35 protein-coding genes are annotated in these 23,135 nt (G+C 61.8%); 20 read left to right on the top strand and 15 right to left on the bottom strand.

From position 1 onward, the window contains the following. The first annotated feature begins 141 nt into the window (after positions 1-141). From ACV1FX_RS23970 to ACV1FX_RS23910, 13 genes are all read left to right on the top strand, one after another. Positions 142-2,673, top strand: coding sequence for a hypothetical protein (locus ACV1FX_RS23970; protein WP_473120032.1), 2,532 nt, complete (start codon positions 142-144; stop codon positions 2,671-2,673). Continuing rightward, entirely contained in the window at positions 2,670-3,230 is a 561-nt protein-coding gene (locus tag ACV1FX_RS23965) for a DNA circularization N-terminal domain-containing protein (protein WP_473120031.1), read from the top strand. Before ACV1FX_RS23970 ends, ACV1FX_RS23965 begins: the two co-directional genes overlap by 4 nt. Continuing rightward, positions 3,227-3,895, top strand: coding sequence for a hypothetical protein (locus tag ACV1FX_RS23960; RefSeq protein WP_473120030.1), 669 nt, complete (start codon positions 3,227-3,229; stop codon positions 3,893-3,895). Before ACV1FX_RS23965 ends, ACV1FX_RS23960 begins: the two co-directional genes overlap by 4 nt. 3 nt (positions 3,896-3,898) lie before the next feature. After that, the gene (locus ACV1FX_RS23955; protein WP_473120029.1) at positions 3,899-4,990 is read left to right on the top strand and encodes a phage baseplate assembly protein; all 1,092 of its coding nucleotides are present in this window, start codon (positions 3,899-3,901) and stop codon (positions 4,988-4,990) included. A gap of 1 nt (position 4,991) precedes the next feature. Next, positions 4,992-5,810 (top strand): phage baseplate assembly protein domain-containing protein, encoded by an 819-nt coding sequence (locus ACV1FX_RS23950; protein ID WP_473120028.1) that lies wholly within the window; start codon positions 4,992-4,994, stop codon positions 5,808-5,810. A gap of 3 nt (positions 5,811-5,813) precedes the next feature. Continuing rightward, positions 5,814-6,335, top strand: coding sequence for a phage GP46 family protein (locus ACV1FX_RS23945; protein ID WP_473120027.1), 522 nt, complete (start codon positions 5,814-5,816; stop codon positions 6,333-6,335). Between the two features lie 15 nt (positions 6,336-6,350). Then, entirely contained in the window at positions 6,351-7,466 is a 1,116-nt protein-coding gene (locus tag ACV1FX_RS23940) for a baseplate J/gp47 family protein (protein WP_473120026.1), read from the top strand. After that, positions 7,459-8,220 (top strand): YmfQ family protein, encoded by a 762-nt coding sequence (locus tag ACV1FX_RS23935; RefSeq protein ID WP_473120025.1) that lies wholly within the window; start codon positions 7,459-7,461, stop codon positions 8,218-8,220. Before ACV1FX_RS23940 ends, ACV1FX_RS23935 begins: the two co-directional genes overlap by 8 nt. Before the next feature lie 72 nt (positions 8,221-8,292). After that, entirely contained in the window at positions 8,293-9,588 is a 1,296-nt protein-coding gene (locus tag ACV1FX_RS23930) for a hypothetical protein (protein ID WP_473120024.1), read from the top strand. 374 nt (positions 9,589-9,962) lie between these two features. Continuing rightward, positions 9,963-10,583, top strand: coding sequence for a DUF4376 domain-containing protein (locus tag ACV1FX_RS23925; RefSeq protein WP_473120023.1), 621 nt, complete (start codon positions 9,963-9,965; stop codon positions 10,581-10,583). Between the two features lie 3 nt (positions 10,584-10,586). Next, a complete protein-coding gene (locus tag ACV1FX_RS23920; protein ID WP_473120022.1) occupies positions 10,587-10,952 on the top strand; it encodes a hypothetical protein in 366 nt (121 codons plus the stop codon). Next, positions 10,949-12,967, top strand: a complete 2,019-nt coding sequence (locus tag ACV1FX_RS23915; protein WP_473120021.1) for a hypothetical protein — start codon at positions 10,949-10,951, stop codon at positions 12,965-12,967. The genes ACV1FX_RS23920 and ACV1FX_RS23915 overlap by 4 nt, the downstream gene beginning before the upstream one ends. Then, the gene (locus ACV1FX_RS23910) at positions 12,967-13,188 is read left to right on the top strand and encodes a hypothetical protein (RefSeq protein WP_473120020.1); all 222 of its coding nucleotides are present in this window, start codon (positions 12,967-12,969) and stop codon (positions 13,186-13,188) included. The genes ACV1FX_RS23915 and ACV1FX_RS23910 overlap by 1 nt, the downstream gene beginning before the upstream one ends. 58 nt (positions 13,189-13,246) lie before the next feature. On the opposite strand, the gene ACV1FX_RS23905 is transcribed toward ACV1FX_RS23910, so the two are convergent. From ACV1FX_RS23905 to ACV1FX_RS23860, 10 genes are all read right to left on the bottom strand, one after another. Then, entirely contained in the window at positions 13,247-13,669 is a 423-nt protein-coding gene (locus ACV1FX_RS23905) for a hypothetical protein (protein ID WP_473120019.1), read from the bottom strand. Further along, on the bottom strand, positions 13,666-13,806 hold the full coding sequence (locus tag ACV1FX_RS23900; protein WP_473120018.1) for a hypothetical protein: 141 nt from the start codon (positions 13,804-13,806) through the stop codon (positions 13,666-13,668). The genes ACV1FX_RS23905 and ACV1FX_RS23900 overlap by 4 nt, the downstream gene beginning before the upstream one ends. Then, on the bottom strand, positions 13,796-13,966 hold the full coding sequence (locus tag ACV1FX_RS23895; RefSeq protein ID WP_473120017.1) for a hypothetical protein: 171 nt from the start codon (positions 13,964-13,966) through the stop codon (positions 13,796-13,798). The genes ACV1FX_RS23900 and ACV1FX_RS23895 overlap by 11 nt, the downstream gene beginning before the upstream one ends. Beyond that, a complete protein-coding gene (locus ACV1FX_RS23890; RefSeq protein WP_473120016.1) occupies positions 13,953-14,135 on the bottom strand; it encodes a hypothetical protein in 183 nt (60 codons plus the stop codon). Before ACV1FX_RS23890 ends, ACV1FX_RS23895 begins: the two co-directional genes overlap by 14 nt. After that, complete coding sequence (locus tag ACV1FX_RS23885) at positions 14,132-14,578, bottom strand: hypothetical protein (RefSeq protein WP_473120015.1); 447 nt, start codon at positions 14,576-14,578, stop codon at positions 14,132-14,134. Before ACV1FX_RS23885 ends, ACV1FX_RS23890 begins: the two co-directional genes overlap by 4 nt. Then, positions 14,575-14,862: a hypothetical protein gene (locus ACV1FX_RS23880; RefSeq protein WP_473120014.1), complete on the bottom strand. Its 288-nt coding sequence runs from the start codon at positions 14,860-14,862 to the stop codon at positions 14,575-14,577. The genes ACV1FX_RS23885 and ACV1FX_RS23880 overlap by 4 nt, the downstream gene beginning before the upstream one ends. Positions 14,863-14,933: 71 nt before the next feature. Next, a complete protein-coding gene (locus tag ACV1FX_RS23875) occupies positions 14,934-15,383 on the bottom strand; it encodes a helix-turn-helix domain-containing protein (RefSeq protein ID WP_473120013.1) in 450 nt (149 codons plus the stop codon). A gap of 130 nt (positions 15,384-15,513) precedes the next feature. Further along, positions 15,514-16,260 carry a hypothetical protein gene (locus ACV1FX_RS23870; protein ID WP_473120012.1) on the bottom strand — a complete coding sequence of 249 codons (747 nt, stop codon included), beginning with the start codon at positions 16,258-16,260 and terminating at the stop codon, positions 15,514-15,516. A 9-nt stretch (positions 16,261-16,269) separates the two neighbouring features. Next, positions 16,270-16,833, bottom strand: coding sequence for a hypothetical protein (locus tag ACV1FX_RS23865; protein WP_473120011.1), 564 nt, complete (start codon positions 16,831-16,833; stop codon positions 16,270-16,272). Next, the gene (locus ACV1FX_RS23860; protein WP_473120010.1) at positions 16,817-17,098 is read right to left on the bottom strand and encodes a hypothetical protein; all 282 of its coding nucleotides are present in this window, start codon (positions 17,096-17,098) and stop codon (positions 16,817-16,819) included. The genes ACV1FX_RS23865 and ACV1FX_RS23860 overlap by 17 nt, the downstream gene beginning before the upstream one ends. 188 nt (positions 17,099-17,286) lie before the next feature. Between ACV1FX_RS23860 and ACV1FX_RS23855 the strand changes: the two genes are divergently transcribed. The 3 genes from ACV1FX_RS23855 (at position 17,287) to ACV1FX_RS23845 (ending at position 18,331) form a co-directional block, all read left to right on the top strand. Beyond that, entirely contained in the window at positions 17,287-17,820 is a 534-nt protein-coding gene (locus ACV1FX_RS23855) for a hypothetical protein (RefSeq protein ID WP_473120009.1), read from the top strand. An 83-nt stretch (positions 17,821-17,903) separates the two neighbouring features. Next, positions 17,904-18,119, top strand: coding sequence for a hypothetical protein (locus ACV1FX_RS23850; protein ID WP_473120008.1), 216 nt, complete (start codon positions 17,904-17,906; stop codon positions 18,117-18,119). Then, positions 18,116-18,331 carry a hypothetical protein gene (locus ACV1FX_RS23845; RefSeq protein WP_473120007.1) on the top strand — a complete coding sequence of 72 codons (216 nt, stop codon included), beginning with the start codon at positions 18,116-18,118 and terminating at the stop codon, positions 18,329-18,331. Before ACV1FX_RS23850 ends, ACV1FX_RS23845 begins: the two co-directional genes overlap by 4 nt. On the opposite strand, the gene ACV1FX_RS23840 is transcribed toward ACV1FX_RS23845, so the two are convergent. Beyond that, a complete protein-coding gene (locus ACV1FX_RS23840) occupies positions 18,328-18,594 on the bottom strand; it encodes a hypothetical protein (protein ID WP_473120006.1) in 267 nt (88 codons plus the stop codon). The genes ACV1FX_RS23845 and ACV1FX_RS23840 overlap by 4 nt on opposite strands. Positions 18,595-19,135: 541 nt before the next feature. Here ACV1FX_RS23840 and ACV1FX_RS23835 point away from each other — a divergent pair. The 4 genes from ACV1FX_RS23835 to ACV1FX_RS23820 all read left to right on the top strand — a co-directional run bounded on the left by ACV1FX_RS23835 (position 19,136) and on the right by ACV1FX_RS23820 (position 21,026). Beyond that, on the top strand, positions 19,136-19,420 hold the full coding sequence (locus tag ACV1FX_RS23835; RefSeq protein ID WP_473120005.1) for a hypothetical protein: 285 nt from the start codon (positions 19,136-19,138) through the stop codon (positions 19,418-19,420). A 254-nt stretch (positions 19,421-19,674) separates the two neighbouring features. Then, positions 19,675-20,064 carry a hypothetical protein gene (locus ACV1FX_RS23830; RefSeq protein ID WP_473120004.1) on the top strand — a complete coding sequence of 130 codons (390 nt, stop codon included), beginning with the start codon at positions 19,675-19,677 and terminating at the stop codon, positions 20,062-20,064. A gap of 291 nt (positions 20,065-20,355) precedes the next feature. Beyond that, positions 20,356-20,538: a hypothetical protein gene (locus tag ACV1FX_RS23825; RefSeq protein WP_473120003.1), complete on the top strand. Its 183-nt coding sequence runs from the start codon at positions 20,356-20,358 to the stop codon at positions 20,536-20,538. A gap of 206 nt (positions 20,539-20,744) precedes the next feature. Further along, the gene (locus tag ACV1FX_RS23820) at positions 20,745-21,026 is read left to right on the top strand and encodes a hypothetical protein (RefSeq protein WP_473120002.1); all 282 of its coding nucleotides are present in this window, start codon (positions 20,745-20,747) and stop codon (positions 21,024-21,026) included. 129 nt (positions 21,027-21,155) lie between these two features. Here the strand turns inward: ACV1FX_RS23820 and ACV1FX_RS23815 are convergent, their stop codons facing one another. From ACV1FX_RS23815 to ACV1FX_RS23800, 4 genes are all read right to left on the bottom strand, one after another. Then, a complete protein-coding gene (locus tag ACV1FX_RS23815; protein ID WP_473120001.1) occupies positions 21,156-21,515 on the bottom strand; it encodes a hypothetical protein in 360 nt (119 codons plus the stop codon). A 197-nt stretch (positions 21,516-21,712) separates the two neighbouring features. Next, a complete protein-coding gene (locus tag ACV1FX_RS23810; RefSeq protein WP_473120000.1) occupies positions 21,713-22,210 on the bottom strand; it encodes a hypothetical protein in 498 nt (165 codons plus the stop codon). A 69-nt stretch (positions 22,211-22,279) separates the two neighbouring features. Further along, entirely contained in the window at positions 22,280-22,402 is a 123-nt protein-coding gene (locus tag ACV1FX_RS23805; protein WP_473119999.1) for a hypothetical protein, read from the bottom strand. Next, positions 22,399-22,986: an HsdM family class I SAM-dependent methyltransferase gene (locus ACV1FX_RS23800; protein WP_473119998.1), complete on the bottom strand. Its 588-nt coding sequence runs from the start codon at positions 22,984-22,986 to the stop codon at positions 22,399-22,401. Before ACV1FX_RS23800 ends, ACV1FX_RS23805 begins: the two co-directional genes overlap by 4 nt. Positions 22,987-23,135: the final 149 nt, after the last annotated feature.

Genomic DNA, 23,135 nt, shown 5'->3' with positions numbered 1-23,135 from the left:
CCTCGACTGCTATCGCCTGGCGCGCTGGTACCACGTCAGCCCAGAAACCTTCTTGTCGATGCCGTTCAGCGAGGTGCGCGTTCACCTTGAGCGCACCGCGACGCTGGACCGCAGACAGCAGCCCCCGAAAGACGACGACTGATGCCCACCGAACAGGAGGAGCTGAAGCTTATCGTCTCGCTGGTCGACAATGCGTCGGCTGGCCTCGACAAGATCGTCGAGAAGACCAAGGAGATGGGCGGGCCGCAGGTCAAGGAAGCCCACGAGAAGATGCGTCGTGGGACCGAGGAGCTGAACAAGGCCTTCAAGGAAATCAGTGGCGGCTTCGGGGACGCCTTCAAGGCGCTGGGCGCTTTCCGGGGCGGCCTGGTCGCTGGCGCGGGCGGACTGGCGCTGTTCGGCGTCGAGATGACCAGGCAGGTCAACGAGCTGAAAAAGTGGGCCGAGGAGCTGCGCGGCATCAGCCAGGCGGCAAAATCCATCGGCGTCGATCCGGCCTCGATGAAAAATATCATCAGCCAGTTCGAGGCCGTTGGCGTCAGCGCGGACCAGACGAAAGCCAACCTGGGCAAGATGGCCGAGGCGGTTGCCGACCTCAATCGCCAGGGCAGCGCGCTGCGTCGCGAGATGCTCCACATGGCGGGACCGACGCCCGAGGCGCAGGCGAATATGCGCGAATTTCTCGACAAGGTCGTGCGCGCGAGGACGGAAGAAGAGCGGTACAACGCTGTCGCCGAGGCGCGCAATAACGTCCTGAAGAACGCGCTGGCCAACGGCTACACGCTGCAGGAGGCGACCAACCGTGCGAACGCATTCGCCTCGCACTTTTGGGACAAGACGATGGAGGCGAAGGAACGCCTCAACCGGCTTTCGGCGGAAGAGCAGCGCATCCAGAACGAGCGGATCGCCAAGGCGCGCGAGTTCGCCAACATCACGGGTGACATCAGTTCGGAATGGGCTGACATCATCGAAGATCTGAAAGCGCCGTTCCTCGACCCCGCCATCAAGGCCGCGAAGGTCTTCCTGGAGGTCAGCAAGGAAATCCACGAGTGGCTGAAGAAGAATTACGAGCTGGCCAAGCCTGACGAGGCCAAAAAGTCGATCCAGGACACGTTCGGCAAATTCCGGGGCCCGCTGCAGCTCGGCACGCCGCAGGCCGAGGAGCAGAAGAAGACCACCGAGGATAATACCGAGGCCCAGAAGAAGCTGAAGGAGTCGAACGACCAGCTGATCGATGCCCTCAAGCAGCAGGGCTATTCGCCGATGAGCTACACGGGTGGCGGCGTCGGCCGCAATCCGATGCTGCAGAATGCCAGCTTCACCACGGGAGGCCCGCAAGGCTTCAGCTACGGCGGCGGCGGTGGTGGTGGTGGTTATGGGCCATTCGGCGGCGGAAGCGCATTCAGCGGTGCGCCTTACGGCTCAAGTGTCGGTCCCGGCTCGGGCGCTGGCGCAGGCAGCACACCTGCACACGGTGGCGGCGGTGGAGGTGCCGGACCGGGTGAGCCGGTGATCCCCGGCACGCCTGGTGGTCGCTCCGATAGCGGCTACAACTATTTCCAGAAGCGCGGGCAAGGCCCGCTGGACCGTAGCCAGTTGCAGGCGGTGCAAACTCCCTACGGCAAGATCATGGCGAACCCGGCAGCAGCCGCCGATCTGTCGGGGTTCATGACCGATCTCGCGGCAAGCGGTGCTCCGGTCAAGCGGTTCGGCGACTACAACAAGCGGCAGAAGCGCTGGGGCGGCGGCTGGTCCTCGCACGCCTACGGCACTGCCTGGGATGTGAACGACCAGCAGTTCTTTTCGCCCGAGATGCGCGACTGGTTGACGAAAAATCCCGACAAGTGGAAGGAGCTGCAGAACAAGTACAACATCGGCCAGCCTCTCGCGAATGCGGACCGTCCGTGGGAGGGCAAAGACCCAGCACATCTGGAATGGCGCGGCCCGCACGGCACCAAGTTTGCAGACAGCCACGTCGGCCCCGGCACTGGTGCTGGCGCTGGCGAAACCCCCGCAACGGCAGACGGTGCGCATGGTGCTGGCGGCGCGGCTAACCAGCGCGCGGCGATGATGGCGGAAGTCAACAAGGACCCCGCCACCAAAGAGCTGCTGTACAGGATGATGAAGTCGGAGGGCGGTGGCACCCCGACTGTCGAAGCGCTGATGAACCGCGTGCAGATGGTGCGCCAGAAAGTGCCTGGCTATTCCATCGGCAAGGAATTGCGCAGCGGCTTCTATGGCCCGATCAACAAAGGGATCACTCGGCCGGTCAGCGAAAACGAGCGGGCCCAGTTCGACAAGAACCTGGCCGAGGCGGTCGGCGGCAGCGATTACATCCAGGGCCGAACCAACCAGGGCATGGCGTCCGATCCCGGCGCAAGGCTGCCTGGTCGCGTGCCAGGCTACAAAGAAGTTTACAACTATTGGGAAGGTCGACGTGGCGGCGTCGATTTCTCCGTCGCCGACAGCGCGCGGTTTGCGCGCGAGCAGCTCGACCGCAAGATGGCCGCTGCCAACAAGGTCGAGGGCTCCGGCAAGATCAGCGTCGATGTGAACGCGCCGAAGGGCACGAAGGTCGATGCTCAGGGCGGCGGCATCTTCAAGGACGTTGAGATCAATCGGCAAACGCAGATGGAGCGCGCGAGAAGCGGGCCCGAGACGATATCGATATGAGCACCATTTTCGAGATCACGCCGAACAAGCCGAGCTGGCGCGATGACTGGGTGCGGGCGACCTATAACAACGCGCCGTTCCATTGCGAGGCGAACAGCCGCGAAGGCGGGCGGCGTATCGTCGAGCACCAGTTTCCGAAGAAAGAATATCCTTATGCGGAGGACATGGGGCGCATGGCGCGCGAGTTCACCATCCGCGCCTACTGCATCGTCTATTCCCGCGACGACGACGATCTGTTCCGGACCGACTATCGCAAGGTCCGCGACCGGCTGATCGATGCGCTGGAGAGCGAAGGCCCCGGCATCCTGCAGCTTTCGACGCAGCCGCCGCAAACCGTGGTGGTGACCAAATATCGGATGACGGAGGAAGAGCGCTTCGGCGGCTTCTGCACCTTCGACATCACCTTCGTGGAATACGGCATCGACCCGCTGTTCCATCCCGGTCAAGAGGACACCCAGGCGACTTTGGCGAACGCCTCGCAGCAGTTGCGCGACCAGGTGCAGCGCTCGCTCGCGCCGCCTTCGCCGTCCATCGGCACAGGTTCGGTTGAAGCATGAAGCGCACAGACGCGAACGAGGCCGCTCCGCTCGTTGATCGGATGCTGGCCCTCCTGCTGTCGTTCGTCCCGGCAAAGGGCCACGCGGGCATCAACGCCAGGACGGCTATCGGCGACACAAGGGTGAATGCTTACAAGCTCCTGATTGACGACGCGATGGGGCCGCCGCTCGACAACTGCTTCGACCAGGCTCGCCAGGCGGGCATCACCTGGCAGCAGCTCGAAACCGTGCGCAGGCAGATCGAGCAGGAGAAACCCGTCTCGCTCGGCGCGGTGCTGCTTCAGAACGCGGGCATCCGGCTTTGCCTGGCGACCGAGGGCTACATCCTCGCAGGCATGACGTTCGTCAGTCGCCAGCAGGTCGATGCGATCAAGGCCGCGCTGTTTCAGCCGTTCCAGGACGCCGAGGAGATCGCCGCCGACGACATGGATCAGATGACGTTCCAGGCGCTGATCACGCTGCATGGGGCGATCACCAATCATCTGGTGCAGACTGCGCTGCCGCTGCCGCGCATGCTGAACTATCAATTCTTCAAGCCGCTGCCCAGCCTGGTGATGGCGTACAAGCTGTATAGCGACGCCTCCCGCGCCGACGAGCTGCGTGCCGAGAACAAGGTCGTGCATCCAGCCTTCTGCCCGATGCTCGGCGAAGCCTTGTCGGCGTGATCGATGCCAAAGCCGCAAGAGACTGCCGTCCTCGTCGTCAACGGGCTCAAGTTCGAGGACTGGGAGTTCGTCATGGTCCGGCGCAACTGGGGCGACTCCTACGCCTATTTCCAGTTCAGCGCGGCCGAGCGCGACCCAGTGTTCAAGCAAGGCGGCCCGTTCCCTGATTGGAAGAAGCTGCAGTTCAAGCCTGGCGATCATTGCAGCGTCTACCTCGCGGGCTTCCTGGCGATCACCGGCTTTATCGAAATCCGCCAGGTTGCCTATGACGCCTTCAGCCACGGCGTCATGCTGGTCGGCAAGAGCTATACCGCGAACGGCGGCAAAAGCAGCGTCGATACCAAGACCGGCAGCTTCGACAACAAGAACATTGCCCAGATCGCGCAGGAGGTCTGGGCTCCCTACGGCGTCGGCATCAAGACCATCGGCCAGCTCAATCTTACGCCATTCGACAAGCTGCAGAACAACAAGGGCGAGCCGGTCTGGGACTTCATGGAGCGCATCGCGCGGGATCGCGGGGCTCGCCTGGCATGCGACGCATTCGGCAACTTCCTGCTGATCGGCCAGCACACCTCGCCCATCGTTGCCGGACTGATCGAGGGAAAGAACATCCTGTCGTGCCAGTGCGTCATCGATAGCACGATGGTGTTCGAGCAGTACGACGTGCACGGCAGCTCGCAAGGCAGCGACGATCACAACGGCACCGATGCCAGCGAGCAGAAGGCGACGGCCGCCACGGGCGTCGGCAACGTCCTCTACAGCAAGCTGATCACGCCGATAGAGGAGTCCGTGAAGTCGCAGGGCGAGATGCAGGCGCGGGCCAATTACGAAAAGATGTGGCACGACGGCACGCACATCCAGGCGACCATCACCGTGCAAGGCTGGCTGCGCGAAGGCGTCGCGCTCTGGCAGGAGGGCGACCACGTCCACGTCTATTCGCCGATGGCGATGCTCGACACCGAGCTGGCCATCCAGCAGGTGGTTTTCACCCAGGACGACAAGAAGGGCAGCATTACCGTGCTCAACTGCGTCGATCCCGAGTGGCTGAACGGGCAGCCGAGCTACAACGTCGGCGGAAACAGCGGGAGCGTCTGAAATGCATCGAGCCACACCGTTGAACAGCTCGCTGCGGGGTTATTCCGCTGGCGGTGCGCGCGGCGTCGTAGATCAGGTCGATGACAGCAAGCTGATGCAGGAGATGGGCGGAAACTTCATGGCCAACGAGTCGCGCAGCGGCGTCGAGGCCCCGCAGAACTATGGCTTCACCTCCGTCGTGTTCGACGCCGAGAAGGACGCCATGGGCAAGATCAAGGCGAGCGCGGAGCACTTCTCGGCCTTCATCGGCGGCAGCCGGTCGTTTCCGGTCGCGGGCTCGATGGATGATCGCCGCCACCGCCTCTACAAGCTGGAAAAAGGCGACACCGCGATGTTTCGCGGGCGCGGCGACAAGCAGCAGTTTCATCTGACGAAGGACGGCGGCTTTTGGACCGCGCCGCAGGACAAGACCGTCCGCATGCATCTCGTCCAGCAGGACAGCGAGAGCAACGCGACCGTTGACCAGGGCGGCGGCGGCTCATCGGGGGGCGGCTCGGCAGGCGGCCAAGTAGCGGCGCGCGACGCGAGCGGCGGTTCGAGCGGCGGCAACGGCCAGCAAGGCGGCCAGCAGCAGCAGAAGCGCGGTCAGCAGTCGCTCTACAAGGACGGCCAGAAATCGCCGCTGTTCGTCGAGGTCACCAAGGACAAGACCCGGATGGGCGGCAACCAGTGCCACCTCGCGCTCGCCGATGGCAACACGTACCTGCATTGCCACACCGACAAGCAGGTTTATGTCGGCGCGGAGGCAGGCAAGGCCTCGTTCGATTACCTGGTGACGCTGTCGGGCCCGTGCGTCAACTCGCTCGGTAAGATCGGCTGACCGATGCCAGCGGGATACAACGTCCCTGACATCCGGCTGGTCCAAAACAACGTCTTTCCTGCGTATTCAGTCACGGTCGACTGGTCGCTGCTGCCGGATGGCACGCTCGACGACACCCAGGCGCTCGCCACCGCGATCATCGTCGCGCTCGGCACCAACGCGCTCGCTGGGCCGAACGACATCATGCCCGACCCGGACTCCAATGACCGGATGGGCTGGTGGGGCGACATGGATGCCCAGGCCATCTGGGGCGGCTGGGACATCGGCTCCAAGCTCTGGCTGCTGCGCCGCTCCAAGATCACACCGGCCCAGGCGCGCCAAGGTTCGACGCTGGTGATGGTTGAGAACTACATTCGCGCGGCGATCCAGCCGTTCGTCGACCGCAAGATGTGCTCGGGCTTCGATGTGTGGGTGACGCGCGTCGACACGCAGCGCATCGACGCTCTGCTGCGCATCTATCGCGGGCCCCTTCCTGAAATCGAGCTTCGCTACGCCGTCCTCTGGGACGCAATGCAAACCTCCTAACTGCGAAACAGCGACATGCCATGGTCAACGCCGACATTGCGCGCGGTGCGCGAACTCGTGCGCGATGCGGTCAACGCTTCTTTGCCTGGGGCGGATGCCAACGTCCCGAACAGCGTTCTGCGGGTTCTCTCGGATAACCAGGGCGCGCTGTGCCATCTGACGCTGCAATATGTCGACTGGCTGTCGCTGCAGCTTCTGCCCGACACTGCCGAGACCGAATGGCTCGACCGGCACGGGCAAATCTGGCTGGTCAACGCGGACGGCTCGACCGGCCGCAAGATGGCGACGCTCTCGACCGGCACGGCCCAATTCCAGGGCCTGATCGATGGCACGGTGATCCCGACCGGGACGCAGTTGCTGAGCGCGGTCGGCTTGCCCGTTGACTTCGGCTCGCCGAACACCGTGGTGACCTTCGAGACGCTGGAGGACATCACCACCTCGGCCAGCGCACCAGTGACCGGCAACATCCGCGCGGTCGATGCGGGCTCATTCGGCAACCTTCCGGACGGCACCTCGCTCGCGATGTCGCCGACGATCCCTGGCGTCAGCGGCACGGCTTTCGCCTACAATGTGACGGGCGGCACCGACACCGAGACCGACGACGAGCTGCGGGCTCGCATCCTGCAGCGCATCCGCAACCCGCCGATGGGCGGCGCGCAAGCCGACTATGTCTCCTGGGCCCTGGCGGTCCCTGGCGTCACGCGGGCCTGGGCCAATGTCGAGCAAGGCATCGGCACCACGACCGTCCGCTTCATGATGGACGATCTGCGCGCCGACAATGACGGCTTCCCGCTGCCGCCCGACATTGCGACGGTCGGGGCCTATATCGACAAGATGCGGCCCGTCACCGTGAAGGACTGCTTCGTCGCCGCGCCGATCAAGTCGTTCGTCGACCTGACGATAGCGGACCTCAACCCGAACACCGACGAGTGCAAGGCCGAGATCGAGGCGCAGCTCAAGGACATGCTGTTCCGGATGGCTGCGCCTGGCCAGACGATCTATTCGGCCTGGATCAGCGCGGCGATCATGCAGGCCCCGAGCGTGATCTCGTTCGATCTCGTCACCAATAACGACTTCGTCATGCCCAACATCGGCAGCATGGCGGTGCTCGGGACCATTCTCTATGAGTAACCGGCATATCCGCAGGGCGGGCGGCGACTATCGCGACGCCTTCCTGGAGCTGCTGCCGCAAGGCCAGGCCTGGCCGAAGCATTCCATCGACAGCGTGCTGTGGCAGGCCTGCGATGGGCTGAACAACTATTGGGGCTACGTCGACGGGCGCGCCGCTGATCTCCTGGAGATCGAGAGCGACCCGCGCAAGACGGTTGAGCTGCTTCCCGACTGGGAGCGCAACTGGGGTCTGCCCGATCCCTGCTACACCGCGCCGCAGACCATAGCCGAGCGGCAGATCGCGCTCGTCGCGCGCATGACGCTGTACGGCTCGCAGTCGCGTGAGTTCTACATCAACTTCGCTGCCTTCCTTGGCTACACGATCACCATCACCGAATATCGGCCGTTCATGGTCGGCATCGACTGCTGCGGTGATGGTCGCGTCTACGGCGACGGCACCTTCATGCAGGACCAGTGGGGCCGCCCGATCATGGACCCCAACGGCGAGCCCGTCGCCGATGGCGAGCTGAGCGAGTGGCCGAACTACGGTCTCGGCCCGCCCGAGAACCGCTACTACTGGACGGTGCATGTGCACGAGGCCGACCTGCAATGGTTTCGCTGCGCCTCGGGCCAGTGCGGCGTCGATCCGCATCTGCGCATCGGCCACGCGCAGGACCTTGAATGCATTCTCGCGCGCTGGAAGCCAGCGCACACCCAGATTGTCTACGACTATTCCGGCCTGACGCCAGGCGACCCGATGGCGGGCACGCCTTAGCCGATCCGATCACCTTTCCGACCTGAAACACGGTGCGCCCCTTCCGCGAGCGCGCCGTCAGAGGACGCGCGCATGCAGTACAACCAGCCCTACGGCGTGAGCGATACGAACGCGCCCTACATCAACGGCAACCCGGCGACCGGCACGCAAGGCTCGATCCCGCCAGCAGCGTCGATTGAGTATCCGCAGCGCGAGATCGTCAATCTCATCACCGACGTGGGTCTGGTCACGCCAAGCAATAGCGACCTGCATCAGCTCGCGAGGAGCATCCAGAGCAATCTGCTCTACTCCGACGACGACGCGGGCACCGCCAACCAGTATCAGGTGACGCAGACGCCAGCACCGACCGCGTACTTCAAGTACATGACGGTGGTGATGAAGGTCGGCAACACCAACACCGGACCATCGACGCTCAACGTCAACGCGCTTGGCGCGAAGCCGATCAAAAAGATCGACGGCACCGACATCGTGCCCGGTGGTCTCATTTCCAATTCGATTGTCTGCCTCATGTACGACGGCACCAACTTTCAAACCGTGTGGTCGTCCAACATCGGCTCTAATCAAGGCGGCGTGCTCACCGCTCCGCTCACCTACTACGTCAACCACAACACCGGCAGCGACAGCGCCTATGATGGCACCACCGCGACCGTCGTCGCTGGCACCACGCACGGCCCGTTCCAGACGATCATGCGAGCGGTGAACCAAGCCTATAAGTTCCAACCGAGTGCGGCCTACGTCATCACCATTCAAATCGCGGACGCCACCTACCTTGAACAACTCTCGACGCCGTCGATCCCCGGCCCGGTCCTGCTCGTCAACGGCAATGCGAGCACGCCGGTCAACGTGCTGGTCAACAGCACCGGCATCGGCAACACCTTTAGCGTCAGCGGCCCGAATGCCGTGACCGTGCAAAATCTGATGATCAAAAATCAGACGACCAACATGGCCGGGTTTGCGGCCAATGGCGCGGGCGCGACGATCAACACGTCGAACACCATCTCTGATCTCATTTCGACGTGGGTATTCCTCGCGAACGGTCTTGGCGCGGTGAATATGGGCAAGCACACCTTCAATGCCACGTTCGGCTATGGGCTCGCGTCCTATCGCAACGGCGCGCTCAACATGGCTGGCAGCTCAGTCAACCACATCATCGCCGGTTCGCTCTCGTGCAACACGTTCGCCTATGCGGTGTCGGGCGGACAAATCGAGGTGCCCGCGACCGGCACGCCGACCTTCACGGGTGCGCCGACTGCCGGTGCAAAATACTTTGCGACGCTCAACGGCGTCATTAACACCCAGGGGCAAGGCGCGAGCTACTTCCCCGGCCCGACAGCGGGCTCGCTCGCGCAAGGCGGTCAGTACGCATGAGAGATAGGTGCCCGCACGCAGTCAACGACAAGCCGTGCGTCCTGATCGGAGGACCGGAGTGCTACGCGATGGACCTAGAGGGCCGGGCCGTCTGCATCAACTGCACGCTTGGCTCTGGCGCTCTCGCCGTCAAGCCGCCGTGGGACTGGAACGAGCGCGTTGCGAAGGCGAGAGAGGACCGGCAACGCTGGGACAGGTGCATGCGGGAGATGTTCACCACGCCCGCCAATCAGGCCCGCCTCTGTTGGGCGTGCGGTCACGTCAACATGAGACGCGGCAAGCTGTATGTCCCGCAGGGACGGTGCGAACGATGCAACTCCGTCTTGGCAGAAGCCGCTGTCGAGCGAGGGACCGAGGCATAGGAAGGCGAACACATGATGCTCTACGATCCTTATCATTGGTTCTGGAAGGCGGAAGATGGCCGCATCTATTCGAGCGCGGTGCAGGCGCTCGTGCCCGAGAGCGATCCGGACTTCGTCGCGTTCATGGAGGCATCCGGCGAGACCACCCCGCCAAATTGGCCGCGCGACGACGCGGGCACGCAGAGCGACGCAGCGCTGCAAGCGGTGCTCGATCCCTATGGCCTGTTCGTCAACGACGAATACTACGCCGCGAGCGTGCGGTGGCAGACCGAGAGCAGCGGTCTCACCATCACCGGGATCGCGTCGGCCCCCAACGGCATGCCGATCAAGACCGACGATCGTTCGAAGAACCTGATCGATCTCCAGGTGAACGCAGCGCAGAGCGCGCAGACCTACACCACGAAGTGGGTTGCGGCGGATGGCAACTTCTATGCGCTAACCAACAACGAAATCCAAGAGATGGGCAAGCAACTCGCGGAGCACGTCAACTGGTGCTTCGAGACCTACGTCGATGCGATCGGCCAGGTGCGCGCCAAGAAGATCACGAGCCGCCAGCAGATCGTCGAGGCATTCAAGGCGAAGCCTGCTGCGTCAGCCCCGAAAAAGCCGCCGCCACCTCCGTCGAAGAAGTGAGCCATGGCCATCTGCAACATCACCTGCTGGAACGATGCCGATTTCTATCGCGGCTTCGTCTATCAGACGACCGACACGCCGCCTGTGCCGATCGATCTCACCGGCAACAAGCTGCGGATGGAAATTCGGCACCGCGCGCAAGACGTGACAGCGGAATTGCTGCTCACGACCGAGAACGGCGGCCTGATCATCACCGCCGCGCCGCTGGGCAAGTTCACCGTCTGGATCACGCAGGCGCAACTGCTTGAGCTGCCGGTCGGCGACTACGAGCATTCGCTGATCCGCATTCAACCCAGCGGGCTTCACTCGCGCATCTGGTCCGGCACGCTGGCTAACAATGCCGGACCGAGCCGGGGCACCAACACATGAGCTTCGACGTAACCGTTACGGCCGACGCCGATGTCATCGTCTCGGCTGAGCCGAACGACGACGTAACGGTTGCGCTCGATTTCGACGTCGAGACCATCGACGTGCCTGAGCAAGGGCCGCCTGGCCCGGCCGGTGCGCCGGGTGCTCCTGGCGCGGACGGCAACACCGTGATGTACGGCGCTGGCCCGCCATCGGCTGCGATGGGCAGAGACGGCGACTGGTACATCGACACGACGGCGCACGCGATGTACGGCCCGAAAGAGTCGGGCCTCTGGCCAACCACAGGAACGTCGCTGATCGGCCCACAGGGGCCGCAGGGCATTCCGGGCCCGCAGGGCATCCAGGGGCCGGTTGGTCCGCAAGGCCCGAGCGGCAACACCGTGCTGTATGGCGCTGGGCCGCCCGCAGCAGGCACTGGCGTCAACGGCGACTTCTACATCGACACCGCAGCCCATTTCATTTACGGCCCGAAGGCCGGTGGCGCGTGGCCAGCGGGCACCTCGCTGATCGGCCCGCAAGGCCCCCAGGGCGCGCAGGGCATTCCGGGCAACACGGGCGCGACCGGCGCGACGGGACCGCAAGGCACGCGCGGCTCGCTCTGGTACGAGGGCGCGGGCGCGCCGGGCACCATCGCGGGCGTGCTGGCGGGTGACAACTATCTCAACGTCACCAACGGCGATGTCTACACCTACGCCAGCGGCTCGTGGGGCTCGCCGGTCGGCAACATCAAGGGTCCGCCCGGCGCGGTGCCCGAGACGCCAAGCACAAGTGATGGCGTGTACTACACGCGGCGCAACGGCGCGTGGGTCGATGCTGGCAACGCCTTCGTGCGCTATGACGCCGCTACTGCCATCGGCACGCTGGCTCAAGTGCAAGCGCGCCAGAACATCTACGCCGCGCCGCTCGACGCGCTCGCCTACAACGGGATGCAGATCAACGGCAACTTTGAGGTCGCGCAAGAGTTGGGCGCGGGCGGTCTCAACATCCCGCTTGGCGCGATCAAGTACATCGTCGATATGTTTCAGTGTGGCGCGAGCCATGCGAGCGCGGTGTTTTCGTCGGCGCAAGCCGCGCCCACGGCATTCGGCTCGACACCATTCGGCGTTTGCTTCCCGACGTGCCTGTACCTCAAAGCGACCACGGGGTCGGCATCGTGGACGGGGACCAACTATGCGATGGTCAGCACCTTCATCGAAGGTTATCGGTTCTCGCGCGTCGGGTCGGGCTCGTCGACGAGCAACATGCCCTTCACCATCGGGTTCTGGGTATGGTCGACGATTGCAGGCACGTTCGGATTCAGCATCCGCAACAACAACGGCACGCGCTCCTATGTGCACAACGTCGTCATCAACAATGCGGCAACGTGGGAATACAAGACGTTCACCATCGTCGCTGACAACACCGGCACGTGGCAGACGACAAACCAAGCTATTTTGGTCGGCTTCTGCTTTGCGTCCGGGTCGAACTGGAATGCTCCCGCTGCCGATGCGTGGCAAGGTGGCAACTATCTCACGACCGCTGCATGCAACAACTTCTTCGCCACGAACAACAATCAAGTCGCAATCACCGGCTTCGGCATGTGGCCGGGACGCGATGCGCCGTCGCCAACCTTCAGCATGTTGCAATCGCGTCCGTTCGATGAAGAGTTGGCGTTGTGCCAACGCTATTGGGAGACGACTTATGACTACGGTCTCGGCGCGCGTCCGCTCGCGGCTGGGCTCGCGAACAACCTCTTATTCTATGGTCTCACGCTGTCGAGCGCTACAATCGACAACGTATCGCAGTCGGGCATCGGCTTTCAGTGCAAGGTGCCGAAACGCGCGTCGGCCAATTTCATACCCTATTCCGGCAACACTGGCGCACAGAACAAGTGCGCAGACTTTTCCGCTGGCGTGGACGTGGCGTGCTCGATCAACCAACCGAGTAGCAAAGGGTGCCGTTGGTTGTTCACACCGAGCGGCGCCAGCCGCGTTATGTCAATAGGTGTGATGTTCGATATCGATGCGAGGTTCTGATGGCCGACTATAAATTGCAGTGGGATGGATGCGTGATCCGCGCGAGCGACGGGGTGACTATCCCGCCCGACGAGGCGAACCGCGATTGGGCCGAATATCAGGCGTGGCTCAAGGCGGGCGGCAAGCCTGACCCGGCCGATCCGCTCTCGATCGAGACGAAGGCGTTGCTTGGTCTGCCGCTGACCGAGGAGGAGCGTGCTGCGCTCCGCGAGCCGCGCTGAACCGAAGTCCGATCCTCCCGGCCTGGCCCCGCTTCGGCGGGGCTTTTTTTTATGCCCGCTATTTGACCACCCGCAGGTGCCCACGGCGCACGCGATCGACCGCGTCGGCGTGCATCGCCTCGGCCTCGTCCCAAGTGGAGCAGCGGTTCTGGAACTCATCGAGCACGCCGCCGAAGATCATGGTCTCGAACAGCAGCGGCGGCCCATTGCCGAAGTGGCGGTGGTCAATCCCGAGAAAGACGGTGCTGATGTGCACGTCGCCGATGAAGGTTGCAGCGACGCGCCAGGGATCGAGACCGGTCAGCTTGTACGTCGAGTGCCGCGCAGCGGATGCGGCGGCCCAATCGTTGAGCGATACCTTTGCCGTCTCCCGGTTGACCAGCACATAGCAGCGGAAGTCGTACCCCTCTGGCTGCTGCTCGCCTTCAACCCGGATGAAGGTCGGGAAGCGGAGGATGTTGTCGTCGTCGTCCTTCGTCATGGGCGCAGCAGCTTCTCCAACTCGTCGATGGCGCGGTGCAGCCGCTTCCTCGATTGCTGAAACTGCACGAACGCGACCGCATTCGCGACCGCTAGCACCAAAAGGACCGCGAGCACCCACTTCTCGCTACCCGGCATCGCGGACCTCCCGCTGCTCGCGCTCCAGGTCCTGCGCGGTCTTGAGCGTTTCCCGCAGAAGCAGCAGCGTGTCGTCGTACCTGCCGTGGCGATAGGCCGCGAGCGCATCGTCAAGCAGCTTCAACATCCGGTCTTCGGGCTTCTGGTCAGTGCTCATCATCCGATCCCTCCCGCTTCACGACGTTGCACAGCATGGACAGGATATCTTCGGCCTTGCGCCTGGCGATCTTCTGCCGCTTGATCATGCCCTCGTGCGTCTGATGGCGGCCGAAGGCGTTGAGATCGATGATACGCGCGGCTTGCTCGATGATCTCGTCCTTGCTGGTCATGACGGCTCCAGCTCAACGAAGTTGATGGCGACGCGACCGGGCTCGTAATGCTCGACCCACACGCGATAGGGGCGGCTCGGCGGATATCCGGAGAAGCCGAACGCCTCCAGGATCATCTTTGCAGCGTGCTCGTTCGGGGCCTTGCCCGGGGCGCGCGACGAGATCGAGATATGGCGGAACAGGCCTTGCGGTTGTTCCTCGAATGAGATCGCGGCGACGTAGGACCCAAGCTGCACAGGATAGGTCGGATATTCCCTGCGGAGCGCTTCGATGCGGTCGGGGTCCGGCCGCTCGTCGAGCTTAAGCGTATTGGTCGGGCTGTCCCTGTCGTCGACAATGAGCTGCCGCATCTTTTCCCAGGGCATCGGCTTGATCAGCGCCAACCGAATGGCTTCAGCGATGGCCGCCCTCTCGGTGTCTCCGATGATGAGTACCCCGCTCATTGCATTGTCTCCCCGCCGGGCCCGATGTCCATGATGTCCTCACGGTGGGACAGCTTGACCAGCTTGATGGTCTTACCGCTCATCGCCGCGATCTTGCGCGCCCAGGGGAGGCAGAGCTTCAGCCGCTCTTCGTCGGCCGCGATCAGCGGGATGAGCGTGCCGGGCCCCATCAGCGGCGCGGCGCAGATGCCTTCGCCGGTCTCGTCGCTGGAGACGAACGCCCACACCGCATCGATCCGCCTCAATTCGTTCGGCGGTGAGTGCATTTCGGTATCGTCGTCCATGAGCATTTCCCCATTTTCGCATTGCTTTATCGTTGGGATCGACCGGCTCGCTTTGAGCGAGCCGGTCCGCTTCAGACGATGTAGTCGCAGACCTCGCCGAGTGTATGGAGCAACACGATAAGCCCCACCGCGACCTCGCCGAGTGTGCGGGTCAGCGCGATGATGCTGCGGCGCACCTGCGAACTCTGGAGCTTCGAAAAGGCCTCGATCAGATCGATGCCATCCTTGCTCGCCACAAACTCACTAACCAAACTGTTCTGCTGCTTGTCCCATGGCAGGTCACCACCGATGAGCGCCGCCATGCTGGTCTTGAGGAAAGCAGCGATCTCGGCCAGCCGCGCCGCTGCGACACGGTTGGTGCCCTTCTCGTACTTCTGGATTTGCTGGAAGGTGATGCCCACGGCCTCACCCAGTTCGGCCTGGCTGACGTGCAGCTCCAGCCTTCGCGACCGGATGCGCTTGCCCACCTCCCGGTCCTGATCGTTCACCGCTCGCGGCGATGCCTTTTGTCTACGGCGCATCTTTGCGCTCCTTTCATTCCCATGCCCAGGTTTTGCTGCGCGCGGCCTTACGGGCTTTGCGCTGCTCTCGCAGTTCCTCCGAGTCGTAGTTGTCCTTGATGAATTCTCCTTCTCTCTCGCGCCCAAGACGCTATGCAGCGTGCTCCGCAGGGAGTGCCCTTAGCTGCTGAGCGCGTTTCCTCCGCACGGGCGGCTTCGTTTTCGCGGCCTTCTTCGCCGCCTTCTTCGCGGGCGGCTTGGTCTCCGCTGGCTTCAGCCTGACCTCGCCACGGTAAATCTCGATCTGGTCGTGTGTCTTGAGGTAGTGCAGCTTCAATTTGATCTGCGTCGGCGTCAGCCCGGTATCGCGCACCAGGGCCGAGATCGTGGTCCACCTGTCGAGCGACAGATATTCGACCAGCTTGATGCTGCGGGACGACGGCTTCACCACCGGGGCGGCCGGTTGCGGCTTCGGAACGTGTGTTGTCAGAACCTCGCGCATGCCGGTCGCGATCTTGGTGAGTCGCAGCACCAGCTCGGTCAGGTCGGCGACCTCGCCGCGCAGTGCCTTGACCTGGTCCGGCATCGGGATGACGGCGTCGGGTTGTGGCAACTCCAGCGCCTTTGTTAACGGCTTCGGCTTCAGCGGTTTCTCGTTCTGGGCCTTCAGCGTCACGTTGTCGGCGCGCAGAAGCTTGCGCACCTCGGCGCGCGTGTTCATGCGGGCCCGCCAGTCGCTGGCCGTCTTGGCGACGAAGACGCGGCGGACCTCCTTTTCCGGTACCACCTGCCAGGCGATCTCGATGTGCCCGCCATTGGTGTCTCGGGTCTGCCCCTTCACACCGTGCAGCTTCAGCTCGTTGAGCGCGATCTCGGTCAGTTCATTGCTGTACGCCATTCTCTAAACCTATCCCTTGCCGTCCGGCTCGATGGTCGCCGACGCTCGACCACCGAGCGCCTTCGCGATTTCCGTGAATGAGTGGGTGCGGCCCACAGAGACGCCGCTGGCGATCTCGCGCCATTGGCCAGCCGAGTCGAACGGTGGCGCGAAGACGGCGAGAGCTTCCCTGGAATTGAAACGGATCAGCGCGGCGATGCCCTTCTCGGCGCGGCGGATCAACCAGCGGCGCAGGGCGGGATCGCGATGGGCATCGCGGTGAGCGGGATCGACCCATATCTGGACGACCTGAATGTTCTGGCCTTCGCCGGTCGCGTCATCGCGCACCGTGACGAAGTCGGGCATCAAATCGAGCACGTAGTGCGATCTATCGGGTCCCGATAGATCGTCGGCATCATCATTGACCAGCCAACGGCAATTCCAGAGGCCGCACTCAGGCGGCATCGGCGCCGTGTGATAGACGGCGCAGCCCTTGTGGAATTTCTGAAAGCGGCAGCGCTCGCCTGCAGCCTTCTGTAAAGGCGGCACCGGCAAAAGCTTGCAGCACAACGAGCAGTCACCGCAGCGTCTCATCGGTGCCCGTATCCATCTTGCACATTTTAACCGCGCGGCTTTTGCCGCTGCTTTGCGTCGAGTGAGTCCCGACCTGTTCCACGATTAGGATGATGATTGTGGCGAAATAAATCTCACGCAACTTCTTTTCAGGAAAATTCGGCAGCGCGCGCACTGCTGAAGTTGAAATGCGAGTTGAGTGATTTTTCAGTTGTCGCCCGAGTTGACTATGGCCAACCCGAACGACAACCTTTAGGACATAGTGACCGGTGAGGAAGACTTGCACATGCCCGACTGCTCTAGCAGCTCGGGTCCCCTTACCGAGACTTAGCCCGTCCTTCGTCATCCGAAGGGCGGGCTTTTTTCATCGACACGCGAGTCCGGTCAACCTGGACAATTTGGCCATGCGACCACGTAGGGAGCAGTATAAAAATCGCATAAAAAAGCAGTGGCGCGGCATTAAGTGATCGTAACTTGGCGCGGGGCTGGCGCTTCGTTAAACGCGCGGTGCATCACCAGGAAAACTCTGCAACGATCATGCACGGCGTGCTCCCTGGCCTGTGGCAGCACCAGGCCGCGATTGTCTACCACATGGTGCTCACCATCTGCGATGTGCTTCATCGTGAATGGGGGCGCGGAAAGCACGCGGCTGCGGTCGCCGATGCAATCCTTGTGATCATGACGGTCCGGGTCAACGACGGCGCTGGCCGTCCGCCGCTCTCGATCAGTGCGATATCCAAGCGGCTCGGCATGTCACGAACCAGCGTGCGGCGCGTGATCAATGAGATCATCGAGCACAACGGCGCGGTGACAAAATGCTGCGACGGCTACATCGGCAATCCGAACTATGTGGCGAAGCGGTCCGATGTCGGTGACTACGTTCCGGAAATCCAGGAAGCGATCATTACTGCTGCCACCCAACTTGCGACATTGCGGGAAAAGGCCAGCGGTGCCGAACCGGCGCGGAAGCCCAAGGCGAAGCCCAAGACGCCAAGGAAACCCGGATGATGCTCCCTGCGAACCTCTCGCATGTTAATGCGATCCAGCGAGATGCTGGTCTAGCGTCGGTTGAGACGAAACAGGATCAGCCAATGGGAAAGTTCGGCAAAGAGCAGTTCGGTCGAGAGCTGCGGGCATTGATCGCCAAATACATCAAGCCGACGAGCACGTTCGAGGACTATTGCTCCGTCACCGATGAGTTGGCGAAGGAAGAGCGACGGCTAGGCAGCGAGGCCGAGAGGTTCTCGGAAGAAGAAGTCAACGCCGCCGTGACCGGCTCTCAGCCGGTCGCTATAAAAGGCGGATGATCACCGAAATCCTCGCGCAGATACGCGGACCCAATTTCACGGCAGGCATCGTCCTGTTCGACGACAAGGTGGTTGAGACCGCGCCGATCCTTCGCCGATTTCGCGGACGTTCGCGGGATCATGTGCGCGCCGAATGCAAGCGCCTGGGTTGGGACATTTCCGTCGTCTGGCAGATGCAGCGCGCGGATGTCAGCGCGGGCGCAATCAGCTAAATCGCCAGCAGGTCTTTGCCTTGGGCCAGGAGCCGCACATAGGTGCCGCTCTCGTGCAATTCGAACCAGCCCTGCTCAACAGCGTGAGCGAGACCCGCGCCGAACTCGGGGCCGCTGGCTTTAAGCTTGTAGAGAAACGGCGCGTTGATCTTCTCGATATGAATGCGCCCATCTTGGACAGGCTCGATGCTCGCGGCCAGCTCGACCAGCTTGCGGGCAGCGAGCTCCGGGTCGGCGTAGGGGCGATCCTCGACGTGCTTCATGCGCCTATGTCTCGGTGAGTAGTATGGACGTGGGCTTCAACGGAGATTGTCGAGATCGAGTCGCCGCAGAAGCACTTCGACATGCCGCTCTCGTTCTGCGTCGGCATCCTGCAGCCGCTGGCTTGCATGCGATACTTCCAAGCATGGAAGTCGCGGTCTCGCCGCCAGCGCTCGAAATCGTCTTCAGTCAAGGTGGGCTCCAGCTCCCGCCACACGCGCTCGAAAGCGGCGCGGGCGTCATCGAATGTTGCGGCTGAGCCCTACGCTGCGCGCCTGGTTCCATGCCGGGATAGAAGCCGACGCTCCACCCCCATTGATCGGCGCTGGTCGGGACACCCACGCGCATGCCAATCGTGCCGATCCGAACGTCGCCGGAATAAATGTCGCAGGTTTCCTGGTGCTCGTTGTTGCTGCGGCGTCGAGCGAGTGGCGTCATGGTGCTGTCCTAGCACAAGGCTCAGCGAGGTAGGACCTTTCTTCGGCCGAAATCGGTGTGCTAAGGCCCGGCCTATTCCCAGCATCATCGAATGGAACTGCAAGGTTGAAACAGGCTGATATCGTGAAGGGCGGCTTCTACATCGGCGGAAAGTCGCACCGCATCCGGGAAGTGACTGCGGCGACGGACTGGTCGGTAGCTTGGCGCGACACCGATCCGGAAACCCTGCACTACTTCTGGCTGGCGCAGGAAAAGGGCGACTGCGAGCGCAAGACGTTCGCCAAGTGGGCGAAGCGCAAGGTCGAGCCCGAGGAGCTTCAGGCGAGGCTGGCGCTGCCCAAGGAGGAGCGATACCGGCTCAGCACCGACTGGGACTGGACGCGGTCATAACTTTGGTGCTCCGGGGTCTAACGGGTTCTGGCGCTGCGGCGAATCACATAAACTGTGGCCGCTCACAAACTGATGGGGGCTCGCTCGCTTCGTGAAGGCAGTTTATGAAGCCCAGCTCCACGACGACCATCGTCATCCGCGTCAATGTCGCGGCCTGCCTATTCGGCATCGCCGCGATCATCAAGGCGCTGATGTAGCGGAATGAGAGCGGAGGCCGGAAATGGACCTCCGCTCTTTTTCCCCCAGGGATTGCCATGCCGAAGAAGCCGAAGCTGATCCCGGTCGTCCCTTTCGACGCCCTCATTAAGGGCCACGAAGGCATCATCGAGGACAGGGATAGACTGGGCCCCGGCGATCCGACCATGTCGCTGATAAGGGCCCTGGCCAAAGAGCAAAAACCGGACGTTATTATCGCTATCGATTACCGCCTTCGCGCCCTCGCCAAGTTCATCAGCGAGGGCCAGGGGAAGCCCTGGACGTTTGCCATGACCGAAGAAGGCGGCCACATGGTCAACGAAGCGCTTTTCAAGGCTGCAGCACGCGCCCCGCTGGCCCAGGCCAAAACGGTCGGCGACGTCGCGTTCAGCCACGATGAGTTCATGAAGATCGCTCTTGAGGAGAGCGAGGCGGACGGCCGCGCCTAAAGTATGACCCGGATCACTGATGTGATTCGCGCTGAGTCAACGCAGCTGTGAATAGGTCGAATAAGTCGCGCAGACTCATGCGTCGCGGCGAATCTCTTGTAGGTTAGTCGCGTCGGGCGAGCTTGATTCGCCTGATGACGAAAAAACCGGGCTCACCCCTTCCCCAAGGAATGCCCGGCTTTCGTGATTTGTTGTCAACTCCCATGCGGCCTCTTGGCCGTCTCTCTTGTGACGTTCAGTAATACTGAACGGATGAGTCCGGTCAAGGGGTCCAACACAAGGACCTTTAGATTGAACAAGACGAAGTTTACCGACGACGAGGCTGTTGATGTTTGGTTGCGTTCGTGGAGTGGTCAGTATCAGCACCAAATTGCCGCCGCATATGAAATCAACGTGCGAGCGGTGAACCACGTGCTGAAAGAGAAAACTCACATCGGAAGCAAGCAGGTCGCAGCCTCTAAGCGTTCTGCGTAAACTCACTACGGCGGGCGGCGCAATGCCGCCCGCTTTTTCAATGGGGCAATGAGCCGAAATCAGGCGATCAGGCAGCTTGTCCGGCGCACCAAGCATTCCTTCCAACTTGCAACAAGGCCATCAGGGGCGCGATGAGAGCGATTAGGAGTATAGCCGCGAGGATATCCCAAATCGCGCTGTGGCCGCTGGCCAAGTTGGATGCGGTCGTGAAGAGGGCAAACCGCAAAACCATACGACGCGCGATCCGCGACCGCAGTCGCCCGCTACTTCTTTTCGCACTCTTGAGGTTTCCGGCAGTTTCAGGTGGCGCTCTCACATGGGCGATCTTCTCGATCCACGAAAAGCCTGACTATCCTTGGCCGATTTTGGGAGTAGCCTTGATCGCCGTGAAAAAGGTGCTGGCGCTGGTCTATTACGCCCTTGATGAAGGATTTCGGGTCAGACGGGCGCTTCGTATGTATCGCAGATTTGCTGGGGGTCTCCCGTGATTCAACGGGCTCGGCTACTGGAAGTAGATATCTTAGCGTGAACTAAATGACTGTGCGAGCTGAGCGCGTCTGGTCTGCCATTGCAGGCGTGGCGGTGGTCGCAGCCGTGCTCGGCGCTGCGGTGCAGAACTAACGACTTTCGTTCGGCCCTCTTACCCCGCAAAGTGTCGCAGCTAGAAAACGCGCAAGACCTCTTTCACTCGCTTTCCCATAACACTTGACGGTGTTTTCTGCATTGGCGGAACCGGCACAAAGATCGATAGCAATTCCACGGGGTATGGCAGTATAAACACGAGAAACCTGTGCGTAGCATTTGACCGGCTCAGCAGTCCAAGCGCCCGAGCAGAGCTTCGTTGCCAATCCAGCAATAATGTCCTTATCAACTTTGGATGCGTCATTAAGACAGTCCAGAGGATCATAAGCAAAGGCTGAAAAACTAGGTGTAAAGCCCAAAAGCACTACGTAGATGATGATGGGTTTCAGTTTCACGTTCTCGGTCTCCCCCGTTGGCCCGGCGTCTTTTTACACGCCGATAACGTATTCGACGCTTGCTATTTCGCGCCAATCACTTGTGAAAGGTGGCCCCAGCACCAAAGAGCGGGAAGACTTTGGTCAGGCCGGGGGGATGCTCCCAAGGCGAGAGAAAAAATGACCGCTGTTTCCTTGCTCAGAGGTCCAGCGGGGCGTCAAAGCTGAGGATAGCTCGCGAACAAGTCCGTCCAGAAGGTACGGACCGATTGGAGAAGATGAGTCACGGATACGATGCGACCGCCATCAAGAACCACGAATAGGCCGTCGTCGCCGTAGCCAAGAACCCCTGTGTTATACGCGTACAGAGGGCTTCCGTATCCGGCTGTAAGCGTGGCCTGCACTTGGTCCCCCTTCTTCTTCTCGAAGTGCTTTGAGCCGTTGCATAGTTCACCGATCAGGATGAAGTCGGCAAATCGGCTCCTAAGAAATCTATACCACGCCCTATCATTTCCGGCGGCTCCCATGATCGCAGCTCGCAGCGAACGGTCATTCTTCAAGCGGCCGTGCCAAATCCAATCCCCTAAGTGATAGGCATCCCGCAGAGCGTTCATCGCCGCATATCGGTTGCGTGGCTCCGCAGTGAGCAAATCGATTTCGTGCGACAGCTTCGCAAGCAAATGGCGAGGCTCGGTTAATTGAAGGGCACCAGTCATGAACGATCCATTGAGCAAATCAGTGCCTGATAGATACAACGGGCAGGCCCGCCAGGGGCCGTTGCCTGGTTACAAAAGCGGAAGCTGGATATCGACCCGATGCCCGTGCCGCTCCAGGAAGCCCTCCAGGCTCGGTGGCACCTCGCCGCGTTCGGCGCAGCGCTGGCGCAGCTCGGCGGCGATCTCCGTCAAGCAACCTTGCTCAAGGCGGCTAACACCTGACGGAAGCTGGTTAGGCCCGCTTCAAGATTCTCGATTATCTCCTCAGCGAGCTCATCCGGTTCTGGCAGGTTGTCTAAGTCAGTGAGGCTTTTATCCTTTAGCCAAAACACATCGAGGCTGGTCTTGTCACGGGCAATCAGCTCTTCGTAAGTAAACCTGCGCCAACGTCCTTCAGGGCTCTTGTCGGGGTGCCAAGTAGCCTTGCGCTTGTGCCGGTTCTTCGGATTGTAGCAATCGATGAAGTCGGCCAGATTCTCAAAGCGCAATGGCTTCTTCTTCAGTGTGTGGTGGATGTTTGTGCGGTAGTCGTAGTACCAGACTTCCTTCGTCCAGGGAGTTTTGCTGGCTTCCCGATTATCGAAGAAGAGTACGTTCGCTTTCACGCCATTGGCATAGAAGATGCCGGTTGGTAGGCGCAGGATGGTGTGCAAGTCGGCGGTCTTGAGAAGGTTCTGACGAACGGTCTCGCCAGCTCCGCCTTCAAACAAGACATTGTCGGGTACGACAACGGCGGCACGGCCCGTTGTTTTGAGCATCGTGCGGATATGCTGCACGAAATTGAGCTGCTTGTTTGATGTAAGCGGCGTGTCTCCCGCACCTTGTTGCTGATGAGCTGATCGGCAAAATGAGTTCCGTCTTGAAGAGGACGGTTTGCATAGATGATCGGGCGTGTTGTCGACGCATCGCAGCTACGAGTCCGGCG

It is taken from the genome of Bradyrhizobium ingae (assembly GCF_055791185.1).
This window is presented reverse-complemented; position numbering and strand designations above follow the sequence as displayed.

Bases quoted from the DNA above. Each gene is read 5' to 3' on its own strand.
- ACV1FX_RS23970 (WP_473120032.1), top strand. From the start codon at position 142: ATGCCCACCGAACAGGAGGAGCTGAAGCTTATCGTCTCGCTGGTCGAC.
- ACV1FX_RS23965 (WP_473120031.1), top strand. From the start codon at position 2,670: ATGAGCACCATTTTCGAGATCACGCCGAACAAGCCGAGCTGGCGCGAT.
- ACV1FX_RS23960 (WP_473120030.1), top strand. From the start codon at position 3,227: ATGAAGCGCACAGACGCGAACGAGGCCGCTCCGCTCGTTGATCGGATG.
- ACV1FX_RS23955 (WP_473120029.1), top strand. From the start codon at position 3,899: ATGCCAAAGCCGCAAGAGACTGCCGTCCTCGTCGTCAACGGGCTCAAG.
- ACV1FX_RS23950 (WP_473120028.1), top strand. From the start codon at position 4,992: ATGCATCGAGCCACACCGTTGAACAGCTCGCTGCGGGGTTATTCCGCT.
- ACV1FX_RS23945 (WP_473120027.1), top strand. From the start codon at position 5,814: ATGCCAGCGGGATACAACGTCCCTGACATCCGGCTGGTCCAAAACAAC.
- ACV1FX_RS23940 (WP_473120026.1), top strand. From the start codon at position 6,351: ATGCCATGGTCAACGCCGACATTGCGCGCGGTGCGCGAACTCGTGCGC.
- ACV1FX_RS23935 (WP_473120025.1), top strand. From the start codon at position 7,459: ATGAGTAACCGGCATATCCGCAGGGCGGGCGGCGACTATCGCGACGCC.
- ACV1FX_RS23930 (WP_473120024.1), top strand. From the start codon at position 8,293: ATGCAGTACAACCAGCCCTACGGCGTGAGCGATACGAACGCGCCCTAC.
- ACV1FX_RS23925 (WP_473120023.1), top strand. From the start codon at position 9,963: ATGATGCTCTACGATCCTTATCATTGGTTCTGGAAGGCGGAAGATGGC.
- ACV1FX_RS23920 (WP_473120022.1), top strand. From the start codon at position 10,587: ATGGCCATCTGCAACATCACCTGCTGGAACGATGCCGATTTCTATCGC.
- ACV1FX_RS23915 (WP_473120021.1), top strand. From the start codon at position 10,949: ATGAGCTTCGACGTAACCGTTACGGCCGACGCCGATGTCATCGTCTCG.
- ACV1FX_RS23910 (WP_473120020.1), top strand. From the start codon at position 12,967: ATGGCCGACTATAAATTGCAGTGGGATGGATGCGTGATCCGCGCGAGC.
- ACV1FX_RS23905 (WP_473120019.1), bottom strand. From the start codon at position 13,669: ATGACGAAGGACGACGACGACAACATCCTCCGCTTCCCGACCTTCATC.
- ACV1FX_RS23900 (WP_473120018.1), bottom strand. From the start codon at position 13,806: ATGCCGGGTAGCGAGAAGTGGGTGCTCGCGGTCCTTTTGGTGCTAGCG.
- ACV1FX_RS23895 (WP_473120017.1), bottom strand. From the start codon at position 13,966: ATGATGAGCACTGACCAGAAGCCCGAAGACCGGATGTTGAAGCTGCTT.
- ACV1FX_RS23890 (WP_473120016.1), bottom strand. From the start codon at position 14,135: ATGACCAGCAAGGACGAGATCATCGAGCAAGCCGCGCGTATCATCGAT.
- ACV1FX_RS23885 (WP_473120015.1), bottom strand. From the start codon at position 14,578: ATGAGCGGGGTACTCATCATCGGAGACACCGAGAGGGCGGCCATCGCT.
- ACV1FX_RS23880 (WP_473120014.1), bottom strand. From the start codon at position 14,862: ATGGACGACGATACCGAAATGCACTCACCGCCGAACGAATTGAGGCGG.
- ACV1FX_RS23875 (WP_473120013.1), bottom strand. From the start codon at position 15,383: ATGCGCCGTAGACAAAAGGCATCGCCGCGAGCGGTGAACGATCAGGAC.
- ACV1FX_RS23870 (WP_473120012.1), bottom strand. From the start codon at position 16,260: ATGGCGTACAGCAATGAACTGACCGAGATCGCGCTCAACGAGCTGAAG.
- ACV1FX_RS23865 (WP_473120011.1), bottom strand. From the start codon at position 16,833: ATGAGACGCTGCGGTGACTGCTCGTTGTGCTGCAAGCTTTTGCCGGTG.
- ACV1FX_RS23850 (WP_473120008.1), top strand. From the start codon at position 17,904: ATGGGAAAGTTCGGCAAAGAGCAGTTCGGTCGAGAGCTGCGGGCATTG.
- ACV1FX_RS23845 (WP_473120007.1), top strand. From the start codon at position 18,116: ATGATCACCGAAATCCTCGCGCAGATACGCGGACCCAATTTCACGGCA.
- ACV1FX_RS23840 (WP_473120006.1), bottom strand. From the start codon at position 18,594: ATGAAGCACGTCGAGGATCGCCCCTACGCCGACCCGGAGCTCGCTGCC.
- ACV1FX_RS23830 (WP_473120004.1), top strand. From the start codon at position 19,675: ATGCCGAAGAAGCCGAAGCTGATCCCGGTCGTCCCTTTCGACGCCCTC.
- ACV1FX_RS23810 (WP_473120000.1), bottom strand. From the start codon at position 22,210: ATGACTGGTGCCCTTCAATTAACCGAGCCTCGCCATTTGCTTGCGAAG.